The following is a 23,890-nucleotide window of genomic DNA, read 5'->3' on the forward strand; positions in this document are numbered from 1 at the left end:
GTATGATTTCACATACTCTATAACACACTGAATGCTTCATCCTTTATATCACTGATGAACATATGTCCTGGTGCATGAGTAATCATAATCGAAGGCTTACTTTCCATCGCAACAGCTTGTGGCGTCACTCCACAAGCCCAAAATACCGGAATCTCCCCTGATTTAAATGAAACAGCATCTCCAAAATCAGGTTTTGAAATATCCTTGATGCCAATTTGACCAGGATCCCCAATATGTATTGGCGCACCGTGCACTGCCGGGAAACGTGATGTAATCTGGACAGCACGGATGGCATTCTCTGGCGTCATTGGTCGCATACTAACGACTGTCGGCCCCTCGAACATGCCTGCTTTATTACACAGAATGTTCGTTTTGTACATCGGAACATTACAGTTTTCCTCGATATGTCTAATCGGAATACCGCTCTCAAGCAGTGGGGTTTCAAATGTAAAGCTACAACCGATCAAGAAGCCAACCATATCGTCTTCCCAGTACTCCGTAATATCTGCCACTTCTTCTGTAAACACACCATCTCGGTAAATACGATATTTCGGGAGATCTTTACGGATATCTGCATTTTCGGCAATCATAGCAGGAATATACGAACCAGGCTCCGTCACGTCCAGTAAAGGGCATGACTTCGGGTTCCGCTGACAGAAAAGCAAAAAGTCAAAGGCATGTTCCTTTTTTAAAATAACCAAGTTCGCTTGTGTATTACCTTTTGACATTCCTGCAGTCGGCCCAGTAATTTCTCGCTTTCTTATCAACTCTCTTATTTCTTCCGGCTCTAACATTCCATAGTTCACCATAAAGCCCCTCCCGAATTTGTTTTCTTATTACCTTATTTAAAAACCAGTGGAACTTGTTCAATCAAAGTCACGACACTTAAAACACCCATGATTACCACGACAAAAGCGCCCGTAACCGTCAACCATATCGGATGTTTATATGTACCAACAATATTTTTCTTATGTGCAGCAATTAATAATGTACCTAAACCGATTGGCAAAATAAAGGCATTCAATGCGCCTACAATAAGCAAGATTGTTACCGGCTTTCCAACAAAAGCAAACGTTACTGTTGAAATAACGATAAATGCAATGATAACCCAATTTTGGAACTTCTCAATTAGAGGGTGAAACGTTCGGATAAATGAAACCGATGTATATGCAGCACCTACAACAGATGTTACCGCCGCAGCCCACATAATGACACCAAACATACGATAACCAATATCACCTGCAGCTAGCTGGAATACAGAAGCTGGCGGATTCGCTGGATCGATCGCTAGTCCTTTTGATACTACTCCAAGTACGGCCAAGAATAATGCCACACGCATAACACCGGTAACAAGAATCCCTGTAACAGAGCTTTTTGTTACTTCGGGCAGTGATTCAACACCTTTAATACCCGCGTCTAATAGACGGTGTCCGCCCGCAAACGTAATATATCCCCCTACCGTTCCACCAACAAGCGTAACAATAGCGAATATACTGATTTGCTCCGGTTTAAACGTATTCACAATCGCCTCTCCAACAGGCGGTGATGTTGTAAATGCCACGTACAGCATGAGGAGGATCATTACAATCCCTGCAATTTGTGCGAATTTATCCATCGCTTTCCCTGCTTCTTTCACGACAAATATAAAGATTGCTAAAATCGCACTGACAACAGCTCCTGTAATCGGATCCCAGCCAAGCATGGCATTCAGACCCAAGCCAGCACCAGCTACGTTTCCGATATTGAATGCCAAACCACCAATGACGATCAGTATTGCCAAAACAACGCCCAGTCCAGGTAGTACCTTGTTGGCAATTTCTTGTCCACGCAATCCGGAAACGGCAATAATTCTCCAAATATTCATCTGTGAAAAGATGTCTAATAATAATGAAATTAAAATAACAAAGGCAAAGCTTGCAGCCAATTGCTGTGTAAATACAGTAGTTTGTGTCAAGAAGCCCGGACCAATCGATGATGTGGCCATTAAAAAGGCAGCTCCAAGTAAAACACTTCTACTTACCTTCTTTTTCCCCATTATGTTGACATCTTTTTGTGTCGCGTCAGTTTTAGGATTTTTCATATTAAACCTCCAAATTACAGATTGCATCTACAGTAATATTGTTCTTAATCAGTGTTTCGTTTATATATTTTGCAAAGGCTAGTGCATGTGCCCCATCACCGTGAATACAAATGGTATCTGCTCTCAGCGGAACTTCTGTTTTTTGCTCAGAAACTACGACGCCTTTTGTCACCATTTTCACTATTTGCGCTACAGATTCCTCTTGATCTGTAATCATCGCATTCTTTTGTGATCGAGAAGTCAAAGACCCGTCTGCTTGATACGTCCGATCTGCAAATACTTCGTGTGCCGTTCGTAAACCAATCTTCTCTCCAGCCTTCGTCAATTCACTGCCGGAAAGTCCAAATAATATCAATGATGGGGATACATCATATACTGCTTGTGCAATCGCTTCGGCAAGTTTTGGATCCTTTGCCGCCATATTGTATAAAGCACCGTGGGGTTTTACATGCTGCATTTTTTCATTGAACGTCATTAAAAATCCTTGCAATGCACCAATTTGATAGACGACCATGTCATATCCTTCTTGAGGAGTAATTGTCATTTCTCTTCGCCCGAATCCGTTCAAATCCGGTAAACCAGGGTGCGCACCAATTTTGACACCATTGGCAATGGCCATCTTCACTGTTTCTCTCATCACGCTCGGATCTCCGCCATGAAAACCGCAGGCAATATTTGCAGATGTAACGTATTTCAAAATCTCTTCCTGCTCCCCAAGTTTATAACGACCAAAACTCTCCCCTAAATCACAATTCAAATCTACTTGAAACATATTTCTCCCCCCATTGATAATCGTTAAATTATTTTAAGTATTTTCACTGTTCCCGAAATTCGGAACAGTAGTTTTAAAACTAAAACAAATTCTAGCATAAATATTTTCACTTGAATATATTATTTGCGAAATTATTCGAAAATTGTAAATAACGCAATATTCTTAATATATATACTTGATTTTAAATTTGAAAACAAATTATAATGTTAGCAATATCCGTTTTGAAAAACATAAATACCGAAATTCGAAACCTTAAGGAGCTGTTTATAATGGCCTACCAGAAAATTAATGCACACATAAGGCCCTTAGGGGATTCTGCGCTCGTCATACAGTTAGGTGATGGAATCAGCCTTGCCGTCCATGAAAAAGTGAAAAATCTTTCCAATCTATTAGAAAAAGAACCGTTTACAGGATTGATAGAATCTGTGCCGTCTTATAATAGCTTGACCATTTATTACAATCCTGTTGCCGTCTTTATGTCCCACACGGAGAAAGACTCAGCAAGTCCCTATAAGAAAGTAAGTGCAATTCTTTTATCGCTGCTGGATCAATTAGAAACAAGTGAAACTTCCGAACAACGGCTAGTAACAATCCCAGTCGTGTACGGAGGAGAGTTTGGTCCGGATTTGGAATATGTCGCAAGTTATCACGGACTTTCTGTTGAAGATGTAATTCAAATTCATTCGTCAAATGAGTACTTAGTTTATATGATTGGCTTTGCTCCTGGGTTTCCGTTTATGGGCGGGATGGATGAAAGAATCGCAACACCACGTAAGGATTCACCACGTCTAGCCATCGCACCGGGTTCAGTAGGAATTGCCGGTAAACAAACAGGTATCTACCCGCTGGAAACTCCGGGTGGATGGCAAATTATTGGCAGAACTCCGCTTGATTTGTTTCTTCCGGAACTTTCACCGCCCACTCTGTTACAGGCTGGAGATAGAATCCGCTATGTACCGATTACGCTTGAAGAGTATGCTGTCTATAAGGAGATGAAACAATGAGCATTAAAGTACTTCATCCTGGATTAATGACTACGATTCAAGATTTAGGTAGATTTGGTTCACAAAAATTTGGCGTCATCGTAAGTGGCGCAATGGATCCGATTTCTCTAAGGATTGCAAATTTACTTGTCGGAAATGACGAAGGAGAAGGAGCACTTGAAATTACACTTTTAGGGACAACCCTCCAGTTTGACACGGATGAGTTAGTTGCCATTACAGGAGGAGACCTGCAGCCTACAATTGATGGAGAAAAAGCTCCAATGTGGAGACCTGTCCTGATTCGTAAAGGATCTGTTTTACAATTCAAGTCAGCAATTAATGGGTGCAGAGCTTACGTGGCATTCGCTGGCGGAATCGTGGTCCCGGAAGTTATGGGAAGTAAAAGCACTTATTTGCGCGCAGCTATTGGAGGACTTCAAGGCAGAGCATTACAAAAAGGAGATGTATTGGACAGCGGAAACTCCAATCCACTCAGTCAGGCATTTGTTCAACAGCTCAAAAAAACGGCGACTCACTTTAATTGGTCTGTCGACTATACAAAGTTTCTATCATTCGATAAAACTCAAACAATCAGGGTGTTACATGGTGCTGAGTTCGAGCGTTTCGATACCAGAAGCCAACAAGCGTTTTTCTCGAAGCCCTATAAATTAACGACACAAGCGGATCGAATGGGCTATCGATTGGATGGCGAACCACTCAGCCTTTCAGAGAAATTTGAATTGTTATCGGAAGGCGTTACGTACGGTACGATTCAAGTACCTTCAAACGGACAGCCTATTATTCTGATGGTAGACCGACAAACGACAGGAGGATATCCAAAAATCGGTCAAGTTATTTCCGTTGATCTTCCTTGTTTAGCACAGATGCAGCCAAACTCTAACATTCAGTTCAAGAAGTTTTCCCTTGAACAAGCAGAAGTAGAATTAATCAAACAAGAGCAGTTGCTGCGTAAATTAGCAATGGGTATTCAGTTTAAAGCACGTCATAAATAAGAGTATAGGAAAACCGATACATAAGTGTATTTAGAAGCAAAACGAGGCGATCTCCCATCCAATTGATGCAGAGACCGCCTCGTTTATGTTATTTGCTATAGCCTAATTGCATTGAAATATCCTCAGCAACTTTTTTTACTTTCTTTGCATAAATCTCAATGTTCTCATCCTGATAATTCGCTTCGATCCCTGCGATACTTATTCCCGCAATAACTTCTCCGTTGTGATTAAAAATCGGGGCAGCAATGGCAGCTGTATGGTTTTCCAATTCCGAATGACTGATTGTATAACCATCGATTCTCGCTTGTTTGATCGTTTCATAGATTTTATCTTTTTCAGTAATTGTCCCGTTAGCAAACGATTTTGGATTGATCGATTGGAGATATGTCTCTATTTCGGAATCCGGTAAAAAGGACAAGATTGCCCGTGAACAGGCACCGGCATAAAGCGGACTTTTCCTGCCGATCGAAGTATACAAACGCACCTTTTGTTTAGTGTCTATTTTCTCAATATAGATCGCTTCTTCTCCATCTTTAACAATTAAGTTAATGGCTTCCTTCACATCATTATGTAATTCATGCATAAATGGATAAGCAACCTTACGTAAATCAATCCTGCCTAAAACTAGCTGACCGAATTTGAGAAACAAAAGTCCAAGCCGGTATTTCGAATCGCTTCCCTTTTCCACGAACTCCATTTCCTCTAATGACCTGAGCATGCGATAGACCGAAGATTTCGGAATCCCCGATAGATCAATAATTTCTTGAAAAGTTAATTCCGTATTCTCAATAAATAAATTTAATATATCCATCGAACGGACAACCGTTTTATTTTTGTTGTTCATTAATTGTAGACTGCTCCTTCCCATTCTATTTCTATATGTATAAAACTCCCTATTGGAATCCGTTGAATACACTTCCTGACTTAATATAAGTATTATACCAAGATTGGAAGATAAAACGGAACCTATAGTAGGTGTCCAGTTAATAAAGAACAGTTTTACTTATGGAACAGTTTTCCGTGACTATCCTTTTGTACGTAATCGGTTGACCAGACCTGGTTTTCATTCGACTAAGTATTTTTTTATCCATCAAAAAAGCCGATTGAAAATTCTCAATCAGCCTTTCTTGCCATTTTTGATTCTGTTTCCGTTTGTGCTCCTCTTACGATAGTCGATCTGAAATTGTCCGGACGGCATCCATAAATACTTTAACAAATGCATCGCGATCCACATCATGCAATACGTGCACGTTTGGTTTATTGCCTGTTGAATTGTGTAAATCTACGACTGTCGCACCGGTTGTAATACCCTCTGTCGACATTTCTACATAGTAGTCTGTTCCTTTAAAAAACTCAGGATGCAGTAAATACATGATGGCAGAAACATCATGGAAGCGGAGCACATCGGCGTAATGCGGCTCACTAAAAGGTGTTGGTTTCGCTACGTCCAAATAGTATGTCACAAGATCATAAGCCTTTTGTGCAAACTCTGTACCGATGTCTAGAATTTTTTCCGCCTCAGGTTGTGTGACGAATGCTTTGTGCGTCACATCTAACCCGCACATGCTCATCGGTACGCCTGATTGCATAACAATTTGAGCGGCATGCGGATCGACAAAGGCGTTAAATTCGGTAACGGCTGTTTTATTGCCACCTTGAGCTGCGCCACCCATCCATGAAATTGTTTCAATGTTATCCTTTACTTCCGGGTGAGCGAGTAAAAGTGCACCGACATTTGTTAAAGGACCTGTCGCAACAATCGTTACCTTCTCCTCACTCGCTAAAATCGTTTCACGCATAGCTGCAACTGCCGGACGAACATTTGTCGGTACTCCCACTTTCGGAAACTCTACTTTTCCAAACCCAAATGCACCATGAATCTCCTCTGCTACTTCAAGCTTACGGAACATTGGTTGCTCAAGCCCTCGTGCAATCGTAACGTCTTCTTTAATATAATTCAAAAATGCATGTGCATTGTAATTCGCCTTACTTTGCGAAATATTTCCAGATGCAGTCGTTACTAAACGAATATCAAAAATATCCTTATTGGCAAATGCTACTGTCAGCATCATTGCATCATCAATGCCTGGATCTGTGTCGATAATTAATGGTCGTTTCAACATGCTGTAATCACCTAATTCTTTCATTTATAGTCTCAGTATTAGATTGCCATAACCACTGTGGTAATTAAAGCAAAAAAGTACATCCTGATAAAATCAAGATATACTCGGGTTTAATTATCTATATCCTTATGTCGAGAAAACTCGATGAGCATTAAGTCTTCTGTATCCTTCTCGATTTTTCAATATCCGGACGATCCCAGTCATGACCGTTATACTTTTCTTGATCCAATATATAATGAAGCTTCGTATACTCCGCATTTTGTATTAGTTGAAGAATATACCCTACGCGGTCCATCATGTACTTATTTAAAGCCATCATATCTTTATTAGTCAGTTGGCTAATGACTTATAGGGGGTGTACTAAAAATCCCACATAACGACCTTTAGAAATTGGAGGACTAATATTTAATTTCCTTTGAAAATAACTTATTGGCATAAAAAAGTCCCCCCTTAGGTAGACAGCTTTTAATCTGTCCTAATGGGGAGTATATGTCACATTTTTGTTCGGTTCTATTTATGTTAATCTTTTTTGTACTCTAATCCAATGTCTTTTAGTCTGTTTTTTTATTTTAGAATTACAGTTTAAGGATTTCATTTTTAAATGTGCCTTATTAGAGTATGTAATGAAATTTCCTCTTTTTTTATATTTATGACCTAAATGTGTATATATTTGATAAAGTTCATTTCTTTTGAATTTTTTTCCTGTCTTATAGAAAACTCTTTTACAAGTATTAGCCTTTCTATATGCTCTCGTATAATATTTAAAAAGACTTTTTTCTCGGATTTGTATTGAATTACCATTATATACAAAACCTAAATAATCTAAACTACTGAGCTTATAATTAAAATCTAATATTTTATTGTTATGATAGACTCTTATCTCTGTTTTTTCTTCCTGAACTTTTATTCCTAAAGACTTAAAACTATGTATTATTTTATAAATTTCATTTTTAAAGGAATTCATTTGCGCTACTTCTAATTTGTCCACTGGTATTACTATTATTAAATCATCACAATAACGACGGTAAAGGGCATTATTTTTTTTAGCCCAATTAGAAATTTCACAATCAAATCCTACTAAATGTACGTTAGAACATACAGCACTCATTCCAGATCCTTGTGGAATTCCATACGGCTTTTTATTCTTTAGCAAATAATCATTCTTAAATTTTCTAAAGTCCTTAGCACTCATAATTTGCTTTAATTTTTTTGATTTTAACTGTCTTTTTAGTTCTTTCACACCATAATTTGCGAATAAATATTCATCTATTTTTTCTTTTTTTACATAACTATATTGAGTAATGCTTTTAAAAACTTTATACCAATCGTTAGGTAGCTCATCTCTGCCCAACACTAATTTTAGATTATTTTTTAGTTCTCTATGATTTATCGTATCAAAAAACTTTGTAAAATCTATAGAAATTATTATGGCATTCTCGTTGCTTTGAATATATTCAAAGACTTCTTTTGAGAAATCAACATTATTTTTACCTGGCTTATTATTTCTATATGCCAAAATATTATCATCTATCTGATTTTCTCGAGCAAATTTAGAATAATAATTATTTAAAATATCGCCATAGTATTTATAAATATAAGCATCTCTATGAGAAGCATAACAAATTAAGCGTGTTTTCTCTTTTTTTGTTTTCTGCTCATTGATTGGCAAAGTTTTATCCTTACTTAATGTGACATACTTTTTGAATTTAATTTCAAAATTAATAAAAGGTAAAAAAGAATGTGATTTTATCTTATCTTCATTAAGTAAATACTTTTTAAAATGATTAATTTGTATTGTCGTATCAAAGTGTAAATATTTTTTCGTTTCATATTTTTCCCAATTTATTTTCTTCAAAGAGCTAGGAAGGTTATGTAATCGCAATCTATTACTTTGTTTCACAACAGAAAACCTCCTAGCATTTGTTTTTGGGAATTACCCGGTATGATTGCATTAGTTAGTAAAACAAATAAGTTATAATAGAAAGGAGATAATTATAACTATGATAAGTGTATTAGCATTCGAAGAAATTCAATTTGGAATTGACCTCATGGAAATACTATGGTGGCTTGTCGAGTTTCTTATCGATAAGAAATTTGACAAGTTGAAACTTATCTCTCTTATGACCAATTCATAAGACGCCTCCAGTAAAAACCAGATTATTTATATTATAACATTATTTGTATACTAATTAAACTCTCTATCTTAAAATATTCTTTGATTCAGAAAATGAATGCTAAAACATAAAATTAGTTATAAATACAATAAAAACACTAGTTGAACTGGTGTTTTTATCTACAAGTTAAACGCTATGTTCTGATTTAGAACCCCTCCTATGTAGTAGGGGGGTTCATAAAAAATCACCAAAATCTCAGTGATGCTTCATTTTCAATCTTCTACTCGTGTTTTAGCGGTTTGTTGCCGAAAACCTATTAAACGATCAATTTCATTCTTTAACTCATTTTCCATTTCAAACACTGTGATCATGTAATACACCACCTGACTGAATAATCTATTTTATAATTATAATGTTATTGGGTAAGCATTCCAATTAAAGGCCACCACTGTAATTAAAGCAAAAAAGTACATCCTGATAAAATCAAGATATACTCGGGTTTAATTATCTATTTCCTTATGTTGAGAAAACTCGATGAGCATTATGTCTTTTGTATCTTTCTCGATTTTTTCTATGTCCGGACGATCCCAGTCTCCGAAATACTTTTCTTTATCCAATATATAATGAAGCTTCGTATACTCCGCATTTTGTATTAATTGAAGAATATACCCTACTCGATCCTAAATATATAATATATAATTCTATAGAATTATTAAATTTCAGAAATTGAAGCGTATGCTATTGCACTACCAGTTCCAAATTTCTTTAGTAATTGCTCATCTTTTGTTTGCATAGATAACAAAATTTCATTTGAAGCTTCAACCCCAACAAAGTTTTTGCGTCCTTTTTCATTGCCATCCTGAATTATATGCCACTCAGTTGGTATAAAAACACATACAACTTTTTGCTTATCAATTCCAACAACATATTTAATAGATGATAATCGTTTAGCATTCATTTTCCAATTACCTTGGACAGATTGATAATAATCTTTCCCTTCCTTAATTGCATTATGGATTTTAAGTAACAAAATTTCTTCTTTCATTTATTTAAACCCCTCCAAAATCTACTTAATAAGGTTTATCATACTATATCCATACCAAAATTATCCACAAACTTTTAACTCGGTTACATACGCCTCCCCAGATTTCTTTCGTTAAGGTGAAGCGAATATTTCATAGTATTCTTTAGATATTTATTATTAGCAAAATAAATATCTCATTGATATTTATTTTATTATTCAATATACAATAGACTATAATCAAAATAATACCTTATAAACTTTTAAATGGAGTGAACCTTATGGAAGATAAGCTATTTTATTCAACTAATAGCGATGTTTTAATAAGATTTGAAGAATATAACAATTTATATCAGAATTCTAATTTTAAAATACCTTCACAATTCTTCGATACGATTAATGAAATAGTTAAGTCTAAATTTTATATTACCAATTCGCCTAAGGTAGATGAATTATGGAAAGTTACATATAGTCCTGAAATCATTAAAGGTATCTCTAATGAATCTTACTCAATAACAGAAGGTACTTTAGATATTCGCAATACTAAAAATGGGCAATATGTAGGGAAGGCGAAATTAGAAAAAGCTGAGTTGGATAAGTATTTAAAAGAAGATACTTCTCAAATATTAAGTAACGTTACATCTAGTATAATAAGTGTAGCGGGTCAAATTAAAATGGCTGAAATCTCAAAAAAATTGGATAGTATTCAGGAAAAAGTTAACAGTATATCTGATTTTTTATGGCGAGAAAAAGTAACTGAACTTAAAGGGTTAAATGACACAATAAATGACGCTATAGAATCACTTCCAAGTGCTCATGCTTATAATAGGATTAATGATAGCATTAAAGATTTGATTAAATTGTCACATTTCTTTGAAGTAAGTATAGAGGAAGTTTTGGCAAAAGATATAAAAAGAAGTCTTAGTGCGGATATAGTTGAAAGTTTTATTGTTCTTAACTTTAAAAACAAAAGTAAAAATGAATATAACCAGAAATATATAAATGATATTAATACAGTAATTCACTCAACAACATTTTTATTAGATTTATTTATTCAATCTCTTTTCCTTATCGGTTCCTGCTATCAAGTTATATCAGAGGTAAAACATGCTCATAAGTATTATGATCTAGCTCATTCAAAACAAGGTGAATGTAATTTAAAGATTTCGAATAAATTAAGATACCTTTTTAATGTTCTTAACATTGATCATGTTGAAGTATCAAAAATCAATTCAATTTTAAGTGAAAAAAAATTACCTATGGAATTTTTTGGGAATATAAAAAACTTAGAAGTACAGTTTGATGAATTTCATAAAACTCATCTAAAATTACAAAACCAGTTTAGTAGTACAAGTATTGAATACACAATCAATCCACTAAAATTATTGGAGGGGTAGTAATTGAAAGAATATAAATGTAAGCATTGCAAAAAAATCACGTTATTTGAGCATGATGAAAAGAATAAGCTCACATGTACAGAATGCAATGGTACTTTTACTAAATGTAAAAATAAACATTGTTCTAATTTAATAAAATTTGGTATTATTTGTAGTGATTGCCTGGGGGATGGACTAAAAAAAGGAAGTGGTCCTGCTCTTGCAGTTATTTCAGCTGCTGCATTTATAATTAAGAATGGACGGAAATAAAGTTGAAGTGCATGACGTAGCATGCACCTCTTTAGTTCAATATTAGGAATATCTAAACCACTTCCGCCAAAATGACTTGTTACCACTTTCATTAATAAACGCCATAATGATTTCTTTATTTAAGATCAATACAGTGTTATCCTCCAATATACTCTCTGGCGGCAAGTAGTTGATAATTTCCTCACGCTCTCGTTTCGTACGTTTTCCCAACACTTCGCTACGGACATACACTGTATTATCAGTTCTGACATCAAACGCCTCTTTGTTGCTTATAAATAGTTCACGCCAAATCTTCTTTCCACGTTCATTATAATCATCAAATTTTTGAGTAGAGAACCATTTCGGTAATTCCAACTCGCATTCTTCATGATATTCCTTAAATATTTCACGTGCGATAAATAAATAGTCTTCAGCCGTATAAAATACGTCATGATGCTTAATCCGGTCCGCTAATCGTTCTGTAAAATCCTGATATAGTGTAGAATTTACTTCACTCATAATATCCCCTAAAAACTTGCTTGATTCGGCTTGTTTCTGTTTATCAAATGTATTATCAATTTGAAGATAGTAAATACGCGAGATTACTTGGGCAGTCGCATCAAAGTTTGTCGTATTCGTCGTACAAATGAATACAGGATGTTTGCTGTCTAAATTGTTCGTCACATCTTTAATTAAACGTTCGCCTTTATTCGCTGCTGTACTTGTAAAAAATTTTGAATCTACTTCGTCTACAAGAATCGGATTTACGTTGGAAGTATAAAACAAATCAACAATCATATTTTTCTTATTAATTTGTTCGTAGGATAAATAGGATTGGGTGTTCCCAAGTAATAAATTAATAAACTCTAATGCAGACGTTTTTCCTGAGCTTGTTCTACCCGCTAATACTAAAAATAAAGGGATATTGCGACGTACACTTTCTCTCCCTTCTTCTAATACGTAATGATCGCGTATTTTCCAAATGTGGGCGGACATAAAAGCATACAAAATCGCCTCAAAAATACGGGTTTGCGTATCAGTCGAACTTTGTACCGTGTAAGTTTTATAAGCATCTATAAACGCATGAATGAGTTTTAACTGTTCACTTAGTGCCTCTTTAGTCGTACGCTTTGAAAATAAAAACATATTTTCCCCTTCAGCCTTTTTGTATAGAAGGTTATTGCTGTCTTTATATTCAATAAAACCGCGTGTATCCACTTCTTCCGTACGTTTATTTAATCTAGAAAGCTTGCTTTTAATTGTTATATTTTTCTTATCTAATTGAGCTGGCGGTAAAATAATATGATTCCCTGTTTTGCGGTCTTTTTTCGTAATAACCTCAATGAGTTGCTTTACACTTTCTATTTGTTCTGTATTTGAATTAGCATGCAGTGATGCTTCCGTCAATTCTTCAATTTGCACTTCTGTAAATTCCGTAAATACTTTGCCGCTCGTTACCTCTTCTAATAGCGCTTCAAACAATTGATCTGGATCTGCTACATTTATCGGCTCACCAATAAAGTTATGCGTGTATTTCTCAGGTACAAAATCAACCGTTTCCTCATAAATTTCATTGAAACGCTGATCATATAGCTCAAACAGTGGAGAGTTATCGAATACTAATAACTCTTCATATTGTTTTCGCTGGCTAAATGCTTGTTCTGTAAAATTCGCTGAACCTAGCATGACACGTTTATCTTCCTTGCCATCTAACAAATAAATTTTGGAGTGAATCGGATCGTTCTTCTTTGAATAGCGCACTTGATACCGTTCAGCCCGGATACGCTCCTGCACTTCTTCCGGTAGGCTTTGAAACAAATTAATCCGTTCATCAATCGCGAGTAAAGCTTGAAGCCCTGTAATGAATGACCCAGCTACATGACCATCCTCAATCCCAAGTATTAGTTGAATTTCTTCAAAATCCTTCGTCATCTTAAAGAAGAATTTTGGAGATGCCACAAATGAAACAGCACGAATTCTCGTAAATTTTGAAACGTCAAATAATTCATCTAACGCCATGTCTTTCACTTCATTATCCTTTACAACATACAAGAAACGATTCGGTTTTACTTCTTCTATTGCAAATAAACTAAACTGTTCATTCGATTTCATTTAAGCACCTCCTCTAAATTTTCACGAATACTAATTCTGTATATTTAAATAGGTTAACTAATGTATCATTACAGCTCCCGTAAATATAAAAACCCACTTTATTCAATAATTTAATTTCCTCATCAAACTTATCGATTAAAAACTGACGATCATCTTGTTCTACAAAATCGAATACTTCCATCATTTCCATAATCGTTTGCATAAACTCTTCGATTATCCAGGCTTCACGTTCTGACAATTGATCAGCTGGATCAGGATTATACTCGAGATGATTACAATGAATTAAAAGATGAGCCAAGTCTCTACCTGTATTCACATTAGGTTTATTAATACTACGATGCTTACTTAAAATTTCATCTGGATTGGCTTCCGTGAAACTTATATTAAGTACTTGGCAAATATGTTTTAAAAACGGGCTATGTCTCACCTCATTGTTTTCAATTCTCCTAACTGTTCGTACATCAACATGTGCTCGCTCGGCTAATTGTTCTTGGGATAAATTTGCTTCAAGTCTTCTTTGTTTTAACATATCACTTATGAATTTCTCCATATCGGAACACCCCCTACTTCAACTATATTTATTTCATTATTTCTTGAACAGGACACATGGCGGACAAGTAGATTTTTGTTATTAAGTCAATTATTAACGTTTTCAAAGGTAATGAAAATTTTAGGATGTAATATTAAAAAAGGTAAAGATACCTATATGGCTTCTCTACCTTCTAAATATGCTTTATAAATATTATTCTGGCATATACATCTTCTGTAATGGTAACAATGCTCTAGTATCATTTGGCATCAATTCATACCACTCAATGATTAACTGTACTAACTCCTCTAAATCAATTAGCTTAACTGAATTTTGTTTTGCTACAATTATTGCTTGTGAAGTAAATCCACCGGTAGAGACAAATAGACAATTTGCTTTTAATGGATTTGCACCTAATAACTGTTGAATCTCAGGTGACCCAGCTGTTGATTTACGATGCTTTACTTGTACTTTAATAATAGGTTGTTCAAAGCCAAAAGCATCTTTATAAGCTAGAATATCAACGCCTCCATCTGGACCTTTAGGACTTATCCTAACATTATATTTCATCGCTTGTAGTAATCCACCGATCAAATCTTGCATTTGCCATGGATCAAGTTTATCTACTTTATCTTCAATCATAAGTCGAGCTTTACTCTTTAAATCTTCAATGACTACTGCTTCATCATCCTCTGGAAGATCATCAGGTAAATCATTAAATGACGGGTTATGTAACAATCCTTCAATTTCAGGCCCCCATTGATCTACTCTAAATACAGTCAATACAGACCCTAAGCTATTCTTAGCAGCTTGTGACAGTTTATCTCGCTCAATTGTTTTACTCTCCCAATTAACCTTCAATGTATTCGGGTATGAATTGTCATTAGCATCATCATAATAATGTGTTTCCGTAACACTTCCAATAATATATTCACGTTTTTCCTTCGAATAAGAAATAATTCTATCCCCAATTTCAATTTCACGACTAAGTCGCCAAACCTGACTCACCCAACTATGCCTCGTTTGAGGTTTTTCTTCTGAATAAACTGAATCTGCTTTTGACAGAAGCTGTTCTTTAGTAGATAAGATTTTCGGATTTCCTAAGTCAGGCCACCCTATTGATACAATCTGTTGCCGTAACCAAACGGGTATTAATTCATTGTTATCTCCTGCTCTTACCATCCACCACTTAGTCAAAATACATCTCCCTTTCTAATTTCAAAACATTCTTAATAGGTAAAAATATACAATTACATATTACCATGTAATTACTAAATATATAACAAAACACAATAACAATCTTTCTCTTCATTATAATTTAACCTCAAAAACCCCTTCTAATTATTTTAATGATTTAAGAAATTACCCATGTTGTCTTTGGTTAAGGTGAAGTGCATACAACATAGTTTTATTTTTCGATTTATTATTTCAAAATAGAATTATCATCATTTCCCAACAATAAAATCCTGAGCTATATCTGGTATATCCCATGTACAAATAAATTTCCTCTCATCTACCACTCAAATCCCTTGTCATAAGTCACTTCAATCCCATCCCCCTGCCCAAATAAGTCCCCTCAATAAAGATCTTTAAGATCTTAAAATCTTTTAAAGAATTTTAAAAATATATATTGTTGCGTTAAAACGCAACCGTATGTTTTTTCTTTATGCTCTTTAGCATTGGTCAAACGATAAATATATTTTTTTGTATAACTTGTCCCGTTTTTTTATTTCGAAGGACATATATAGTGCAAGACAGTACACAAAAATTGGAGGTTGAGACATGAAATTATTAGTGGACGAAGATCACATGCCTGTATCACCGAGCTTGTCAGCTAAAATTGGGATTGAAGAAGCGTTATTGCTTCAGCACCTTAGTTATCGATTAGAAACTGAAGGGGTTAATAAAAAGGGACACATTTGGTATTGCCAAACCTATGAGGATTGGTCGAAGCAATGCTTCTTTTGGAACGTCCCTAAAGTCAGAAGACTGTTAAGAAAATTAGAAAATTATCAAATTATAGTTTCCTCGAACAAGTTTAACCGTTTCTATACAGACCGTACAAAATGGTACCGGATTAATTATGAAAAACTCAACGCACTGCTTCAAACGAAAATTAACCAAGGTGAGCTGTTTCCTGAGGAGCCAAAGTTGCCCGAGAAGAAAATAAGGATACCAAATACCGATCACAACATTGAGATTGCAAACATTATCCAATACCTAAATGAAAAAGCCAAGAAGAACTTTAACGACCATTCAAAAACAAATATTCGACTGATTAAAGCGATTTTAAAGGAAGGCTACACAGTAGAAGATTGCTACTTAGTCATTGATGAACAAGTGAGAAGCTGGAAAAACGATCCGCAGATGAACAAATATTTAAGACCGATCACATTATTCCGACCTGGGAATTTCGAAAGCTATCTAAACGATGCACTTACAAGACAGCAGGAAAATGACCTCGATTTCGAACCAGTCGTACTCGATTTTGATGAAGGTGAATGCTATTGATTAAAAAGGAATTTTTGGAGCAGAGCATTTTAGCAACAATGCTTGAGGAGAACTATTTGATTATGGATAGTCAGCTGAAGCCGGAGATGTTTTATGGGCAACACCACCGGCAGCTTTTTATACTCATGCAGCAGCTCGTAACAGAAGGACACCCGGTCGATTACCTGACACTGAGCGCACGATTTGAACAGATGGAAACAATCGGCCTGTCCTATGTTACGGAGCTCATGATGTTTGCCGATGTGGAAAAATTTGATGATTATGCCCGACTGTTACGAGAAATCTGGCGTGAACGACAAAAAGCCCAAATATTATTTCAGGCTGCTGAAGGAGATTGGGCAATTCCTCAAATTATCGAGCGGCTTGATCACACACAGCTAGAAGGCAATCAGGTTGATACATCCATCACACAAGATTTGGTCGCGCTGCATAATCGCCCTTGGGAAGATGTCGAGACTCCCGGGCTCATCGTCCCCCACATTCAGAGTCTTGCTTCCATAATCGATGGATTTCGACCAGGTGAATTGACGATTATAGCAGCCCGACCTTCAATGGGAAAAACCGATGTCATGAACAATATCGTCCTACAAGCTGGCTGGCAAGGACATTTACCGATCATCTTTTCATTGGAAATGAGTAAAACCATTTTACTCAACCGGCTTATTGCAACGACAGGTCACTATTCCCGACTTAAGATGCGCAACCCGAAACAATATTTTTCGGAAGACCAGAAAAATAATTGGCTGCATGTACTTGATAAGGTCAATAAGTCGAATATCCATTTAGATGACCGCAGCAGTTTAACAATGCCACAAATCCGAAGCCAGGCTCGCCGCATCATCCGGCAAAACTCAAACAAGACACCGATAATATTAATCGATTACTTACAAATTATTCAGACGGATGGCTACCACGACTATCCGGCGATGGCAATGAGCAAAATCAGCCGTGCCCTAAAGCAAATGGCTAAAGAGTTCAACTGTCCGGTCATTTGCCTGTCACAGCTCAATCGCAATGTTGAAATGCGGAGTAATAAGCGACCAGTAATGAGTGACTTACGTGATTCCGGTTCTATTGAACAAGATGCGGACGTCATTATTTTACTGTATCGCAACTCGTATTACGAAACAGAAAAGACCGATTCCCCTGATTTACTGGAATTCATCGTTGCAAAAAACCGCAATGGTCCGACTGATACAGCGAAAGCAATCTATAACAAAAAAACAGGACATATTTGGACAAGGAGCGAAGTAAATGGCTAAAGTAACCGTCTATAAACTTTTATTAGAGATGATAAAACACGAAGAAAACTTCGGTGCCTACTGGATTTACCTTGCTTTAAAGAAAGGCTATTTGCAAAAAGAAGATGATCCAAAGCATATTTACGATGTACCGTTTACCGAGGAAGAAATCGCTGAAATCAAAGCAATGAATGAGCGTGATGTACTAGGCATCAATCGGATTAAACTCTATGCCACAAGCATTTCAAATTCTAAGTACGCCCTCTATTTTGCAAGAACACCATACGATGCTCAAATGTTGCACTCTAATATATATGGCTCTATGCCTACAAAATGGCACAGCATTTATAATCAACATAAATATACGAGTATCCTACATAACGAAATAAATGAGGAAATCTATCTGTTTATGTTGAAGGAGCGAGTTAAGGAATTTCCTTATTATATTGGGGAGGTTGTTGTGGAAAACAGTGCGAGCGGGGTTACAGTATGAGTTAGAATATAAATTAATAATATTCCCCTACAAATAGCCTGAAAAAGTATTTTCGACGCATAAATTATCAAAAACGGATGATAGAATTGCTTAAAATTTCTTCGTACAATTAAATATAATACAAATGAATGGAGGAATTTATTTGATAGGGTTAGAAAAATCAATTATTTATGAATTAGGGACATTTGAAGCCGAAGTCTATAGTGTTGAAGTTTTTAATTACGAGGAATTAAATATCTCCATCACATTAAAAAAATTTACGAATCAACAGTATTCTGCTGATTATACTATTGAAATTGAAAATCGAATAATTAATGGTGCAACCGGTATCTTCACTTCTAAAGAACAAGCTTTATTTACTGCAGAGAAATTTATATTGGAGACATTGCCTAAATAATAATTTTTAATATAATAGGAAAAGAAAATTAAAAATACTCTCACTACTTTCTTAAAAGTGGTGAGAGTTTTTTTAATGGGAATTTACTATAAGAACTAAGGTGTAAACATGAAAAAAATTATTTATTCTTTAGTTTATCAATCAAACTTTGCACATCATTTTTTCGAATCTCTTTTTCTTCATTTAATTGCTTAAAGTTGTATAATCCATTGTCATTTTCAATTTCTATAATATCGCCTTCAACAATCCCTAGAGGTACATAGTCTTTCAAAATTTCTATTTGGTTTCCTTCATTACCTTTTTCCACAAAAATATATAAATCATTTTCAATTCGATCTAAAGTGTATTTCATATGTTACTCACACGCCCATCCATCTTTATCTCTGTCCATCTTCGACTGATAAGCCGCATGTCCTTTCGCTACCCCAGCAGGATATACTGTGCGTAATTCTGTACAATTCTTAAAGTTCGTTCTAGTTGGTTTAGGTGCTGGCTTAGTTGTTTTAACAGGTGTTACTTTTTTAGCTGGTTTTGTTGTCTTTGCTGGAGCCGGTGCCGCAGTAGCTTTTTTGCAATCTGTAGTAACTGTATGTTTCACACCATCAGTCTTTACAATGATATTACAATGTTTTGCTGTTTCATAAACCTTAGCTCCAACATTTTTTAATCTTGATGGAATCGCTGCATGAGGGTGACCATAGCTATTATTTTTGCCATAGCTTAAAATCCCCACTTTAGGCTTCACGTTACTAATAAATTTTGCTGAGCTACTTGTATTCGAACCATGGTGTCCAGCTTTTAAAACTGTAGCATTCACATTTGATGTAGCCATTAATGCATCTTCAATCTCTACACTAGCATCGCCCATTAATAAGAATGAAACTTTATTATAAGTCAATTTTAATACGATTGAAGCGTCATTATTTTCTGTTGCATTTTCATTTGCATATAATACTTCTAACTTCATATTCGAATCAAGTTGATATGTTTTACCGGCTGTTGGCACATGATACTTAATGCTCTTCTTATCGATTAAAGTTAGCATCTCATAATATGTATCTGTTGTATGCGCTTTACCTGAATCAATGAAGTTTTTTACTGAGATAGATTTTAGAACGTTGATTAGTCCACCAATGTGATCTGCATCAGGGTGTGTTGCAACTACATAGTCTAAGGATTTAATGCCTTTTCCTTTTAGGTATGCTACTACATCTTTCCCAGAAGAAATTGGACCACCGTCGATTAACATCGTTTTACCACCTGGTGCTTTAACTAAGGTTGCATCCCCTTGTCCTACATCAATAAAATGTACTTCTAATTGCTTAGTACTAGCACTTACTGTTGGTATAGAAATCGAAACTATTAACACAACGAAAATAGTAAAATTAGTATTTTTTTCATAATATACCCTCCTATTCAGAGTATATAATTGATTGGTATTATTTACAATATTTAATTATATAAATTTCACCTTAAATTTTGGGGAATCTTTAAATTATTTTTTCGACATTTACCGAAACCTGAAACAATATACCCTAGTATTATTTGATTACTATAAACCGCCTAGTCCCTCTTATATATACCGATCTATAATTTATAAGTGCTTTAAAATATTAAAATAATTTAACTATCTCAAAAATCCACTATAATACTAGCTACTATTTTTGTTATAGTATAAAATACATAGGTTTTTAAATAAGGGGATTTAAATAGACTGTTCTTTTTTAACTTTACTATTTTAAAAAACTTAATACGATAGGGGAATCAAACAATGGCTATTGATAATACAATTACTTTAAATAAAATAATAGATAACAATACAGAATCAAATAGTGTGAAGAACTTTTTAGGAAGTATATGCGAAAATACTCATACATTAGACATTGCAACTGGTTACTTTGAAATTGGTTCACTCCTTGAATTAAATGGAAAATGGAATAACATAGATAAAATTAGAATCCTTTTTGGGAGTGAGGTAAGTAAACGAACACAAAGAGCATTTAACGACGCTGTGACAGACATTTCATCTAAACTTGATAAAAGCTTAGATGAAGAAAAGGATTTTAATGAATTTCTATTTGGAGTACCAGAGATTCTAAAAGCTATTAAAGAAAATAGAATTGAGTTTAGATTTTATAAAAAGACAAAGTTTCATGCGAAATTATATATTGCAAACTCAAAAAGTATCTTTGAAGATAATATTGAAAAGTTAGCCCTGGTAGGCTCAAGTAATTTTACAACTCCCGGACTCTCACAAAACATAGAACTAAACATTAAAATTACAGATAATGTGAAAGAACTAGAAGATTGGTTTGACGAATATTGGGAAGATGGAGAACCTATCAGTGAACAAGTAATCGATGTTATTACAAAACATTCTAGAGACTATAGTCCATATGAAATCTATTTAAAATCACTATATGAATTTTTTAAAAATAAAGATGAAACTACTCAAGAATGGGAAAATAACACATCAAAAATTTATCCTCTACTTGAAAGGTACCAACAAGATGGATATAACAATCTTTTAGCTATATCAAATAGGTTTTCTGGAGCTTTTTTATGCGACGGGGTTGGACTGGGTAAAACTTTCGTAGGATTAATGTTAATAGAACGTTTATTAATGAAGGAAAATAAAAAAGTTCTCTTATTAGTTCCTGCAGGAACAAGAGAGGCAGTTTGGGAAGCTAAAATCAAAGAATTTATGCCGGAAATACTGGATGGTTTTATCCCTTTTAGAATTCTAAATCATAGTGACTTAACAATAAATAGAAATCAGTTTCTGCTAGAACAAATGGCAATGCAAGCAGATTGTATTATAATTGATGAGGCTCATCATTTCAGAAATAGAAGCTCTAAAAGATACAGAAAGTTATTTGATTTAGTCGGTAAAGGCTTGAGTAAAGAGTTATATTTTTTAACAGCTACACCTGTTAATAATAGTTTTTTAGATTTACAACATTTAATCGAATTATTTACTCAAAGGCAGGATAATTACTTTAAAGGACCTCCATTAAATATTAACAGTGTTATGGGACACTTTAGAAAAATGGAAAATAATCTAGAAAAATTAATTAGCACTAGTATAACTAATAACAAACAGGTTAATTTTGAAACAGTTGATTTAAATAATTTTTCAAAAGAGAAAGATACAGTATTATCAGTTGATCCATTAATAAATGCTATTGTAGTACAAAGAAGTAGAGCCTATGCTAAACAAAGTTCATTAATAGAAGGTGAAGCAGCTGTGAAATTCCCAAAAAGGTTGCCTCCTATTGTTGTAAATTATTCCTTAAAAGAGTCGTATGGTCGTCTTCTAGATAATTTTTCTGATTCTTTTGATAGGATTAACCCTTTAACTAATCGTAAAGAGCCTATCTTAACTTTAGCAATATATGCTCCCTATGATCCGCCTTATTATCTAGGGGATCCAGATAAAATCGAGCCTATGAAACGAGGGAGACAATCCCAAATAGTTCATCTAATGAGAATTCTATTACTCAAAAGATTTGAAAGTTCTCCAAATGCCTTTAAAGATACTTGTATTAGACTTTTTAAACGTTTATATACTTTTGTCGAAAATTATCAAACTCAGGCTATCTCTAGACATTTCTCTAAATTTAATACACGTCATATATCAATAGTAGATTACATTAGAAATTTTGACTTAGATGATGAATATGAACTCAATTTAGCTTGGGAAGTTGAAGAAAACTTAACAAAAGAGGATTTTGCTATCGATTTACTTCTAGAAGATTCAATCTCCGACTTAGAAATTTTAACAACTTTTATTAGAGAATTACTATCAACTTCAATTAATTCAGATGATAAATTATGTAAGCTCATCAATTTACTATCTTCAGATGAACTAAAAAATAAAAAAGTAATTATCTTCACTGAATTTCGGTCTACTGCACTATATATTTTTGAAGCTTTAAAAAATTCTGGGTTCAAAAACGTTTACGAATTGGATGGACAATCAACAGTAAACAGACTAGATATCATTAAACGCTTTGCACCATATTATAATGGTGTTTGTCCTGAAGAAATAACTAATCCAATCGAAATTTTAATTTCTACAGATATTTTATCTGAAGGATTAAACCTACAAGATGCCTCTAGATTAATTAATTATGATTTACACTGGAACCCTGTTAGGTTAATGCAAAGAATTGGACGTATTGATCGTAGGCAAGATGTTAATATCGAGAAAATTTTAATTGATAACAACCCTATGTTAGAGAATGATCGGGATGAAATTAGGTACTGGAATTTTTTACCCCCTAATGAACTTAATAAGCTTCTTACTCTTTTTAAAACAGTCACAAAAAAGACATTACGAATTTCTAAAGCTTTCGGTATAGAAGGTAAGAAATTATTAACACCGGATGATGATTACGATGCATTAAAGGAGTTTAATTTAGAATATGATGGGATACCAAGTAATGAAGAAAAATTAAAGTTGAAATTACAAAAGTTACTAAGCAATAATGAGAATTTAGAAAATAAACTTAGCTCATTTCCTAAAAAAATTTATAGTGGTAAATTAAACAAAAGTTCAAGTCACCTCTTCTTCTGCTACAAACTGCCTAGTAAAAATACACAATCACAATGGGAAGAAGATATTATAACTAAATGGTATTTATATGACTTAAACAAGAAAGAAATATATGAAAATATGGAACTTATTAATTCAATAATTGAATGCCCTCCTAATGAACAAAGATTAGTAAGGGTTGATGCTAATACATTAAATTCCGCTAAAAGAAGTTTAGATAACTATATTAATAGAAGCTATATGAGACTAGCTCAAGTTCCTATTGGTTATAAAGCTAAGATTGTCTGTTGGTTAGATATTTCATAAGAAAAGGTGATT

Annotated in this window: 22 protein-coding genes; 10 read left to right on the plus strand and 12 right to left on the minus strand. The window is 34.6% G+C overall.

Features of this window, described 5'->3' with window-relative positions:
- Positions 1–17: 17 nt before the first annotated feature.
- From AC0VXV_RS16155 to AC0VXV_RS16165, 3 genes are read right to left on the minus strand one after another with little or no spacing between them, the layout of a single operon-like run.
- Positions 18–809: a putative hydro-lyase gene (locus tag AC0VXV_RS16155; RefSeq protein WP_475529217.1), complete on the minus strand. Its 792-nt coding sequence runs from the start codon at positions 807–809 to the stop codon at positions 18–20.
- Positions 810–841: 32 nt separating this feature from the next.
- The gene (locus AC0VXV_RS16160) at positions 842–2,080 is read right to left on the minus strand and encodes an NRAMP family divalent metal transporter (RefSeq protein ID WP_475529218.1); all 1,239 of its coding nucleotides are present in this window, start codon (positions 2,078–2,080) and stop codon (positions 842–844) included.
- A gap of 1 nt (position 2,081) precedes the next feature.
- Positions 2,082–2,852 (minus strand): LamB/YcsF family protein, encoded by a 771-nt coding sequence (locus tag AC0VXV_RS16165; RefSeq protein ID WP_475529219.1) that lies wholly within the window; start codon positions 2,850–2,852, stop codon positions 2,082–2,084.
- Positions 2,853–3,121: 269 nt separating this feature from the next.
- On the opposite strand from AC0VXV_RS16165, the gene pxpB reads away from it, so the two are divergent.
- On the plus strand, positions 3,122–3,856 hold the full coding sequence (gene pxpB, locus AC0VXV_RS16170; RefSeq protein WP_475529220.1) for a 5-oxoprolinase subunit PxpB: 735 nt from the start codon (positions 3,122–3,124) through the stop codon (positions 3,854–3,856).
- Positions 3,853–4,848: a 5-oxoprolinase subunit C family protein gene (locus tag AC0VXV_RS16175; RefSeq protein ID WP_475529221.1), complete on the plus strand. Its 996-nt coding sequence runs from the start codon at positions 3,853–3,855 to the stop codon at positions 4,846–4,848. Before pxpB ends, AC0VXV_RS16175 begins: the two co-directional genes overlap by 4 nt.
- Positions 4,849–4,936: 88 nt before the next feature.
- On the opposite strand, the gene AC0VXV_RS16180 is transcribed toward AC0VXV_RS16175, so the two are convergent.
- From AC0VXV_RS16180 to AC0VXV_RS16190, 3 genes are all read right to left on the minus strand, one after another.
- Positions 4,937–5,692, minus strand: coding sequence for an IclR family transcriptional regulator (locus tag AC0VXV_RS16180; RefSeq protein ID WP_475529222.1), 756 nt, complete (start codon positions 5,690–5,692; stop codon positions 4,937–4,939).
- A gap of 319 nt (positions 5,693–6,011) precedes the next feature.
- A complete protein-coding gene (locus AC0VXV_RS16185) occupies positions 6,012–6,995 on the minus strand; it encodes a nucleoside hydrolase (RefSeq protein WP_475529223.1) in 984 nt (327 codons plus the stop codon).
- Positions 6,996–7,485: 490 nt separating this feature from the next.
- A complete protein-coding gene (locus AC0VXV_RS16190) occupies positions 7,486–8,871 on the minus strand; it encodes a reverse transcriptase domain-containing protein (protein WP_475529224.1) in 1,386 nt (461 codons plus the stop codon).
- 100 nt (positions 8,872–8,971) lie between these two features.
- Between AC0VXV_RS16190 and AC0VXV_RS16195 the strand changes: the two genes are divergently transcribed.
- Complete coding sequence (locus AC0VXV_RS16195) at positions 8,972–9,106, plus strand: hypothetical protein (protein ID WP_475529225.1); 135 nt, start codon at positions 8,972–8,974, stop codon at positions 9,104–9,106.
- 691 nt (positions 9,107–9,797) lie between these two features.
- Here the strand turns inward: AC0VXV_RS16195 and AC0VXV_RS16200 are convergent.
- Entirely contained in the window at positions 9,798–10,130 is a 333-nt protein-coding gene (locus AC0VXV_RS16200) for a hypothetical protein (protein WP_475529226.1), read from the minus strand.
- 257 nt (positions 10,131–10,387) lie between these two features.
- Between AC0VXV_RS16200 and AC0VXV_RS16205 the strand changes: the two genes are divergently transcribed.
- Both AC0VXV_RS16205 and AC0VXV_RS16210 read left to right on the plus strand, forming a co-directional pair.
- Entirely contained in the window at positions 10,388–11,503 is a 1,116-nt protein-coding gene (locus tag AC0VXV_RS16205) for a hypothetical protein (protein ID WP_475529227.1), read from the plus strand.
- A 3-nt stretch (positions 11,504–11,506) separates the two neighbouring features.
- Entirely contained in the window at positions 11,507–11,752 is a 246-nt protein-coding gene (locus AC0VXV_RS16210; RefSeq protein ID WP_475529228.1) for a hypothetical protein, read from the plus strand.
- Between the two features lie 42 nt (positions 11,753–11,794).
- Here AC0VXV_RS16210 and AC0VXV_RS16215 read toward each other — a convergent pair whose 3' ends face one another.
- From AC0VXV_RS16215 to AC0VXV_RS16225, 3 genes are all read right to left on the minus strand, one after another.
- Positions 11,795–13,843 carry a phospholipase D-like domain-containing protein gene (locus tag AC0VXV_RS16215; RefSeq protein ID WP_475529229.1) on the minus strand — a complete coding sequence of 683 codons (2,049 nt, stop codon included), beginning with the start codon at positions 13,841–13,843 and terminating at the stop codon, positions 11,795–11,797.
- A gap of 13 nt (positions 13,844–13,856) precedes the next feature.
- On the minus strand, positions 13,857–14,393 hold the full coding sequence (locus tag AC0VXV_RS16220; protein ID WP_475529230.1) for a helix-turn-helix domain-containing protein: 537 nt from the start codon (positions 14,391–14,393) through the stop codon (positions 13,857–13,859).
- A gap of 192 nt (positions 14,394–14,585) precedes the next feature.
- Positions 14,586–15,569 carry a restriction endonuclease gene (locus tag AC0VXV_RS16225; RefSeq protein WP_475529231.1) on the minus strand — a complete coding sequence of 328 codons (984 nt, stop codon included), beginning with the start codon at positions 15,567–15,569 and terminating at the stop codon, positions 14,586–14,588.
- Positions 15,570–16,154: 585 nt separating this feature from the next.
- Between AC0VXV_RS16225 and AC0VXV_RS16230 the strand changes: the two genes are divergently transcribed.
- The 4 genes from AC0VXV_RS16230 (at position 16,155) to AC0VXV_RS16245 (ending at position 19,014) form a co-directional block, all read left to right on the plus strand.
- Positions 16,155–16,883 (plus strand): conserved phage C-terminal domain-containing protein, encoded by a 729-nt coding sequence (locus AC0VXV_RS16230; RefSeq protein ID WP_475529232.1) that lies wholly within the window; start codon positions 16,155–16,157, stop codon positions 16,881–16,883.
- Entirely contained in the window at positions 16,880–18,145 is a 1,266-nt protein-coding gene (locus AC0VXV_RS16235) for a replicative DNA helicase (RefSeq protein ID WP_475529233.1), read from the plus strand. Before AC0VXV_RS16230 ends, AC0VXV_RS16235 begins: the two co-directional genes overlap by 4 nt.
- Complete coding sequence (locus tag AC0VXV_RS16240) at positions 18,138–18,617, plus strand: hypothetical protein (RefSeq protein WP_475529234.1); 480 nt, start codon at positions 18,138–18,140, stop codon at positions 18,615–18,617. Before AC0VXV_RS16235 ends, AC0VXV_RS16240 begins: the two co-directional genes overlap by 8 nt.
- Before the next feature lie 142 nt (positions 18,618–18,759).
- Positions 18,760–19,014, plus strand: coding sequence for a hypothetical protein (locus AC0VXV_RS16245; RefSeq protein WP_475529235.1), 255 nt, complete (start codon positions 18,760–18,762; stop codon positions 19,012–19,014).
- Between the two features lie 118 nt (positions 19,015–19,132).
- Here AC0VXV_RS16245 and AC0VXV_RS16250 read toward each other — a convergent pair whose 3' ends face one another.
- Together AC0VXV_RS16250 and AC0VXV_RS16255 are read right to left on the minus strand one after the other, a co-directional pair.
- Complete coding sequence (locus tag AC0VXV_RS16250; protein ID WP_475529236.1) at positions 19,133–19,366, minus strand: DUF3006 domain-containing protein; 234 nt, start codon at positions 19,364–19,366, stop codon at positions 19,133–19,135.
- Positions 19,367–19,369: 3 nt separating this feature from the next.
- Complete coding sequence (locus tag AC0VXV_RS16255) at positions 19,370–20,383, minus strand: MBL fold metallo-hydrolase (protein ID WP_475529237.1); 1,014 nt, start codon at positions 20,381–20,383, stop codon at positions 19,370–19,372.
- A 402-nt stretch (positions 20,384–20,785) separates the two neighbouring features.
- Here AC0VXV_RS16255 and AC0VXV_RS16260 point away from each other — a divergent pair, with 402 nt between their 5' ends.
- The gene (locus AC0VXV_RS16260) at positions 20,786–23,878 is read left to right on the plus strand and encodes a helicase-related protein (RefSeq protein WP_475529238.1); all 3,093 of its coding nucleotides are present in this window, start codon (positions 20,786–20,788) and stop codon (positions 23,876–23,878) included.
- Positions 23,879–23,890: the final 12 nt, after the last annotated feature.

The sequence above is a fragment of the Solibacillus sp. iso_87 genome (genome assembly GCF_056173085.1).

Excerpts from the sequence above, each read along its gene's own strand:
- AC0VXV_RS16180 (WP_475529222.1), bottom strand. The coding sequence starts at position 5,692 with ATGAACAACAAAAATAAAACGGTTGTCCGTTCGATGGATATATTAAAT.
- AC0VXV_RS16160 (WP_475529218.1), bottom strand. The coding sequence starts at position 2,080 with ATGAAAAATCCTAAAACTGACGCGACACAAAAAGATGTCAACATAATG.
- AC0VXV_RS16215 (WP_475529229.1), bottom strand. The coding sequence starts at position 13,843 with ATGAAATCGAATGAACAGTTTAGTTTATTTGCAATAGAAGAAGTAAAA.
- AC0VXV_RS16250 (WP_475529236.1), bottom strand. The coding sequence starts at position 19,366 with ATGAAATACACTTTAGATCGAATTGAAAATGATTTATATATTTTTGTG.
- AC0VXV_RS16205 (WP_475529227.1), top strand. The coding sequence starts at position 10,388 with ATGGAAGATAAGCTATTTTATTCAACTAATAGCGATGTTTTAATAAGA.
- AC0VXV_RS16240 (WP_475529234.1), top strand. The coding sequence starts at position 18,138 with ATGGCTAAAGTAACCGTCTATAAACTTTTATTAGAGATGATAAAACAC.
- AC0VXV_RS16165 (WP_475529219.1), bottom strand. The coding sequence starts at position 2,852 with ATGTTTCAAGTAGATTTGAATTGTGATTTAGGGGAGAGTTTTGGTCGT.
- pxpB (WP_475529220.1), top strand. The coding sequence starts at position 3,122 with ATGGCCTACCAGAAAATTAATGCACACATAAGGCCCTTAGGGGATTCT.
- AC0VXV_RS16155 (WP_475529217.1), bottom strand. The coding sequence starts at position 809 with ATGGTGAACTATGGAATGTTAGAGCCGGAAGAAATAAGAGAGTTGATA.
- AC0VXV_RS16175 (WP_475529221.1), top strand. The coding sequence starts at position 3,853 with ATGAGCATTAAAGTACTTCATCCTGGATTAATGACTACGATTCAAGAT.
- AC0VXV_RS16260 (WP_475529238.1), top strand. The coding sequence starts at position 20,786 with ATGGCTATTGATAATACAATTACTTTAAATAAAATAATAGATAACAAT.
- AC0VXV_RS16220 (WP_475529230.1), bottom strand. The coding sequence starts at position 14,393 with ATGGAGAAATTCATAAGTGATATGTTAAAACAAAGAAGACTTGAAGCA.
- AC0VXV_RS16195 (WP_475529225.1), top strand. The coding sequence starts at position 8,972 with ATGATAAGTGTATTAGCATTCGAAGAAATTCAATTTGGAATTGACCTC.
- AC0VXV_RS16230 (WP_475529232.1), top strand. The coding sequence starts at position 16,155 with ATGAAATTATTAGTGGACGAAGATCACATGCCTGTATCACCGAGCTTG.
- AC0VXV_RS16185 (WP_475529223.1), bottom strand. The coding sequence starts at position 6,995 with ATGAAAGAATTAGGTGATTACAGCATGTTGAAACGACCATTAATTATC.
- AC0VXV_RS16200 (WP_475529226.1), bottom strand. The coding sequence starts at position 10,130 with ATGAAAGAAGAAATTTTGTTACTTAAAATCCATAATGCAATTAAGGAA.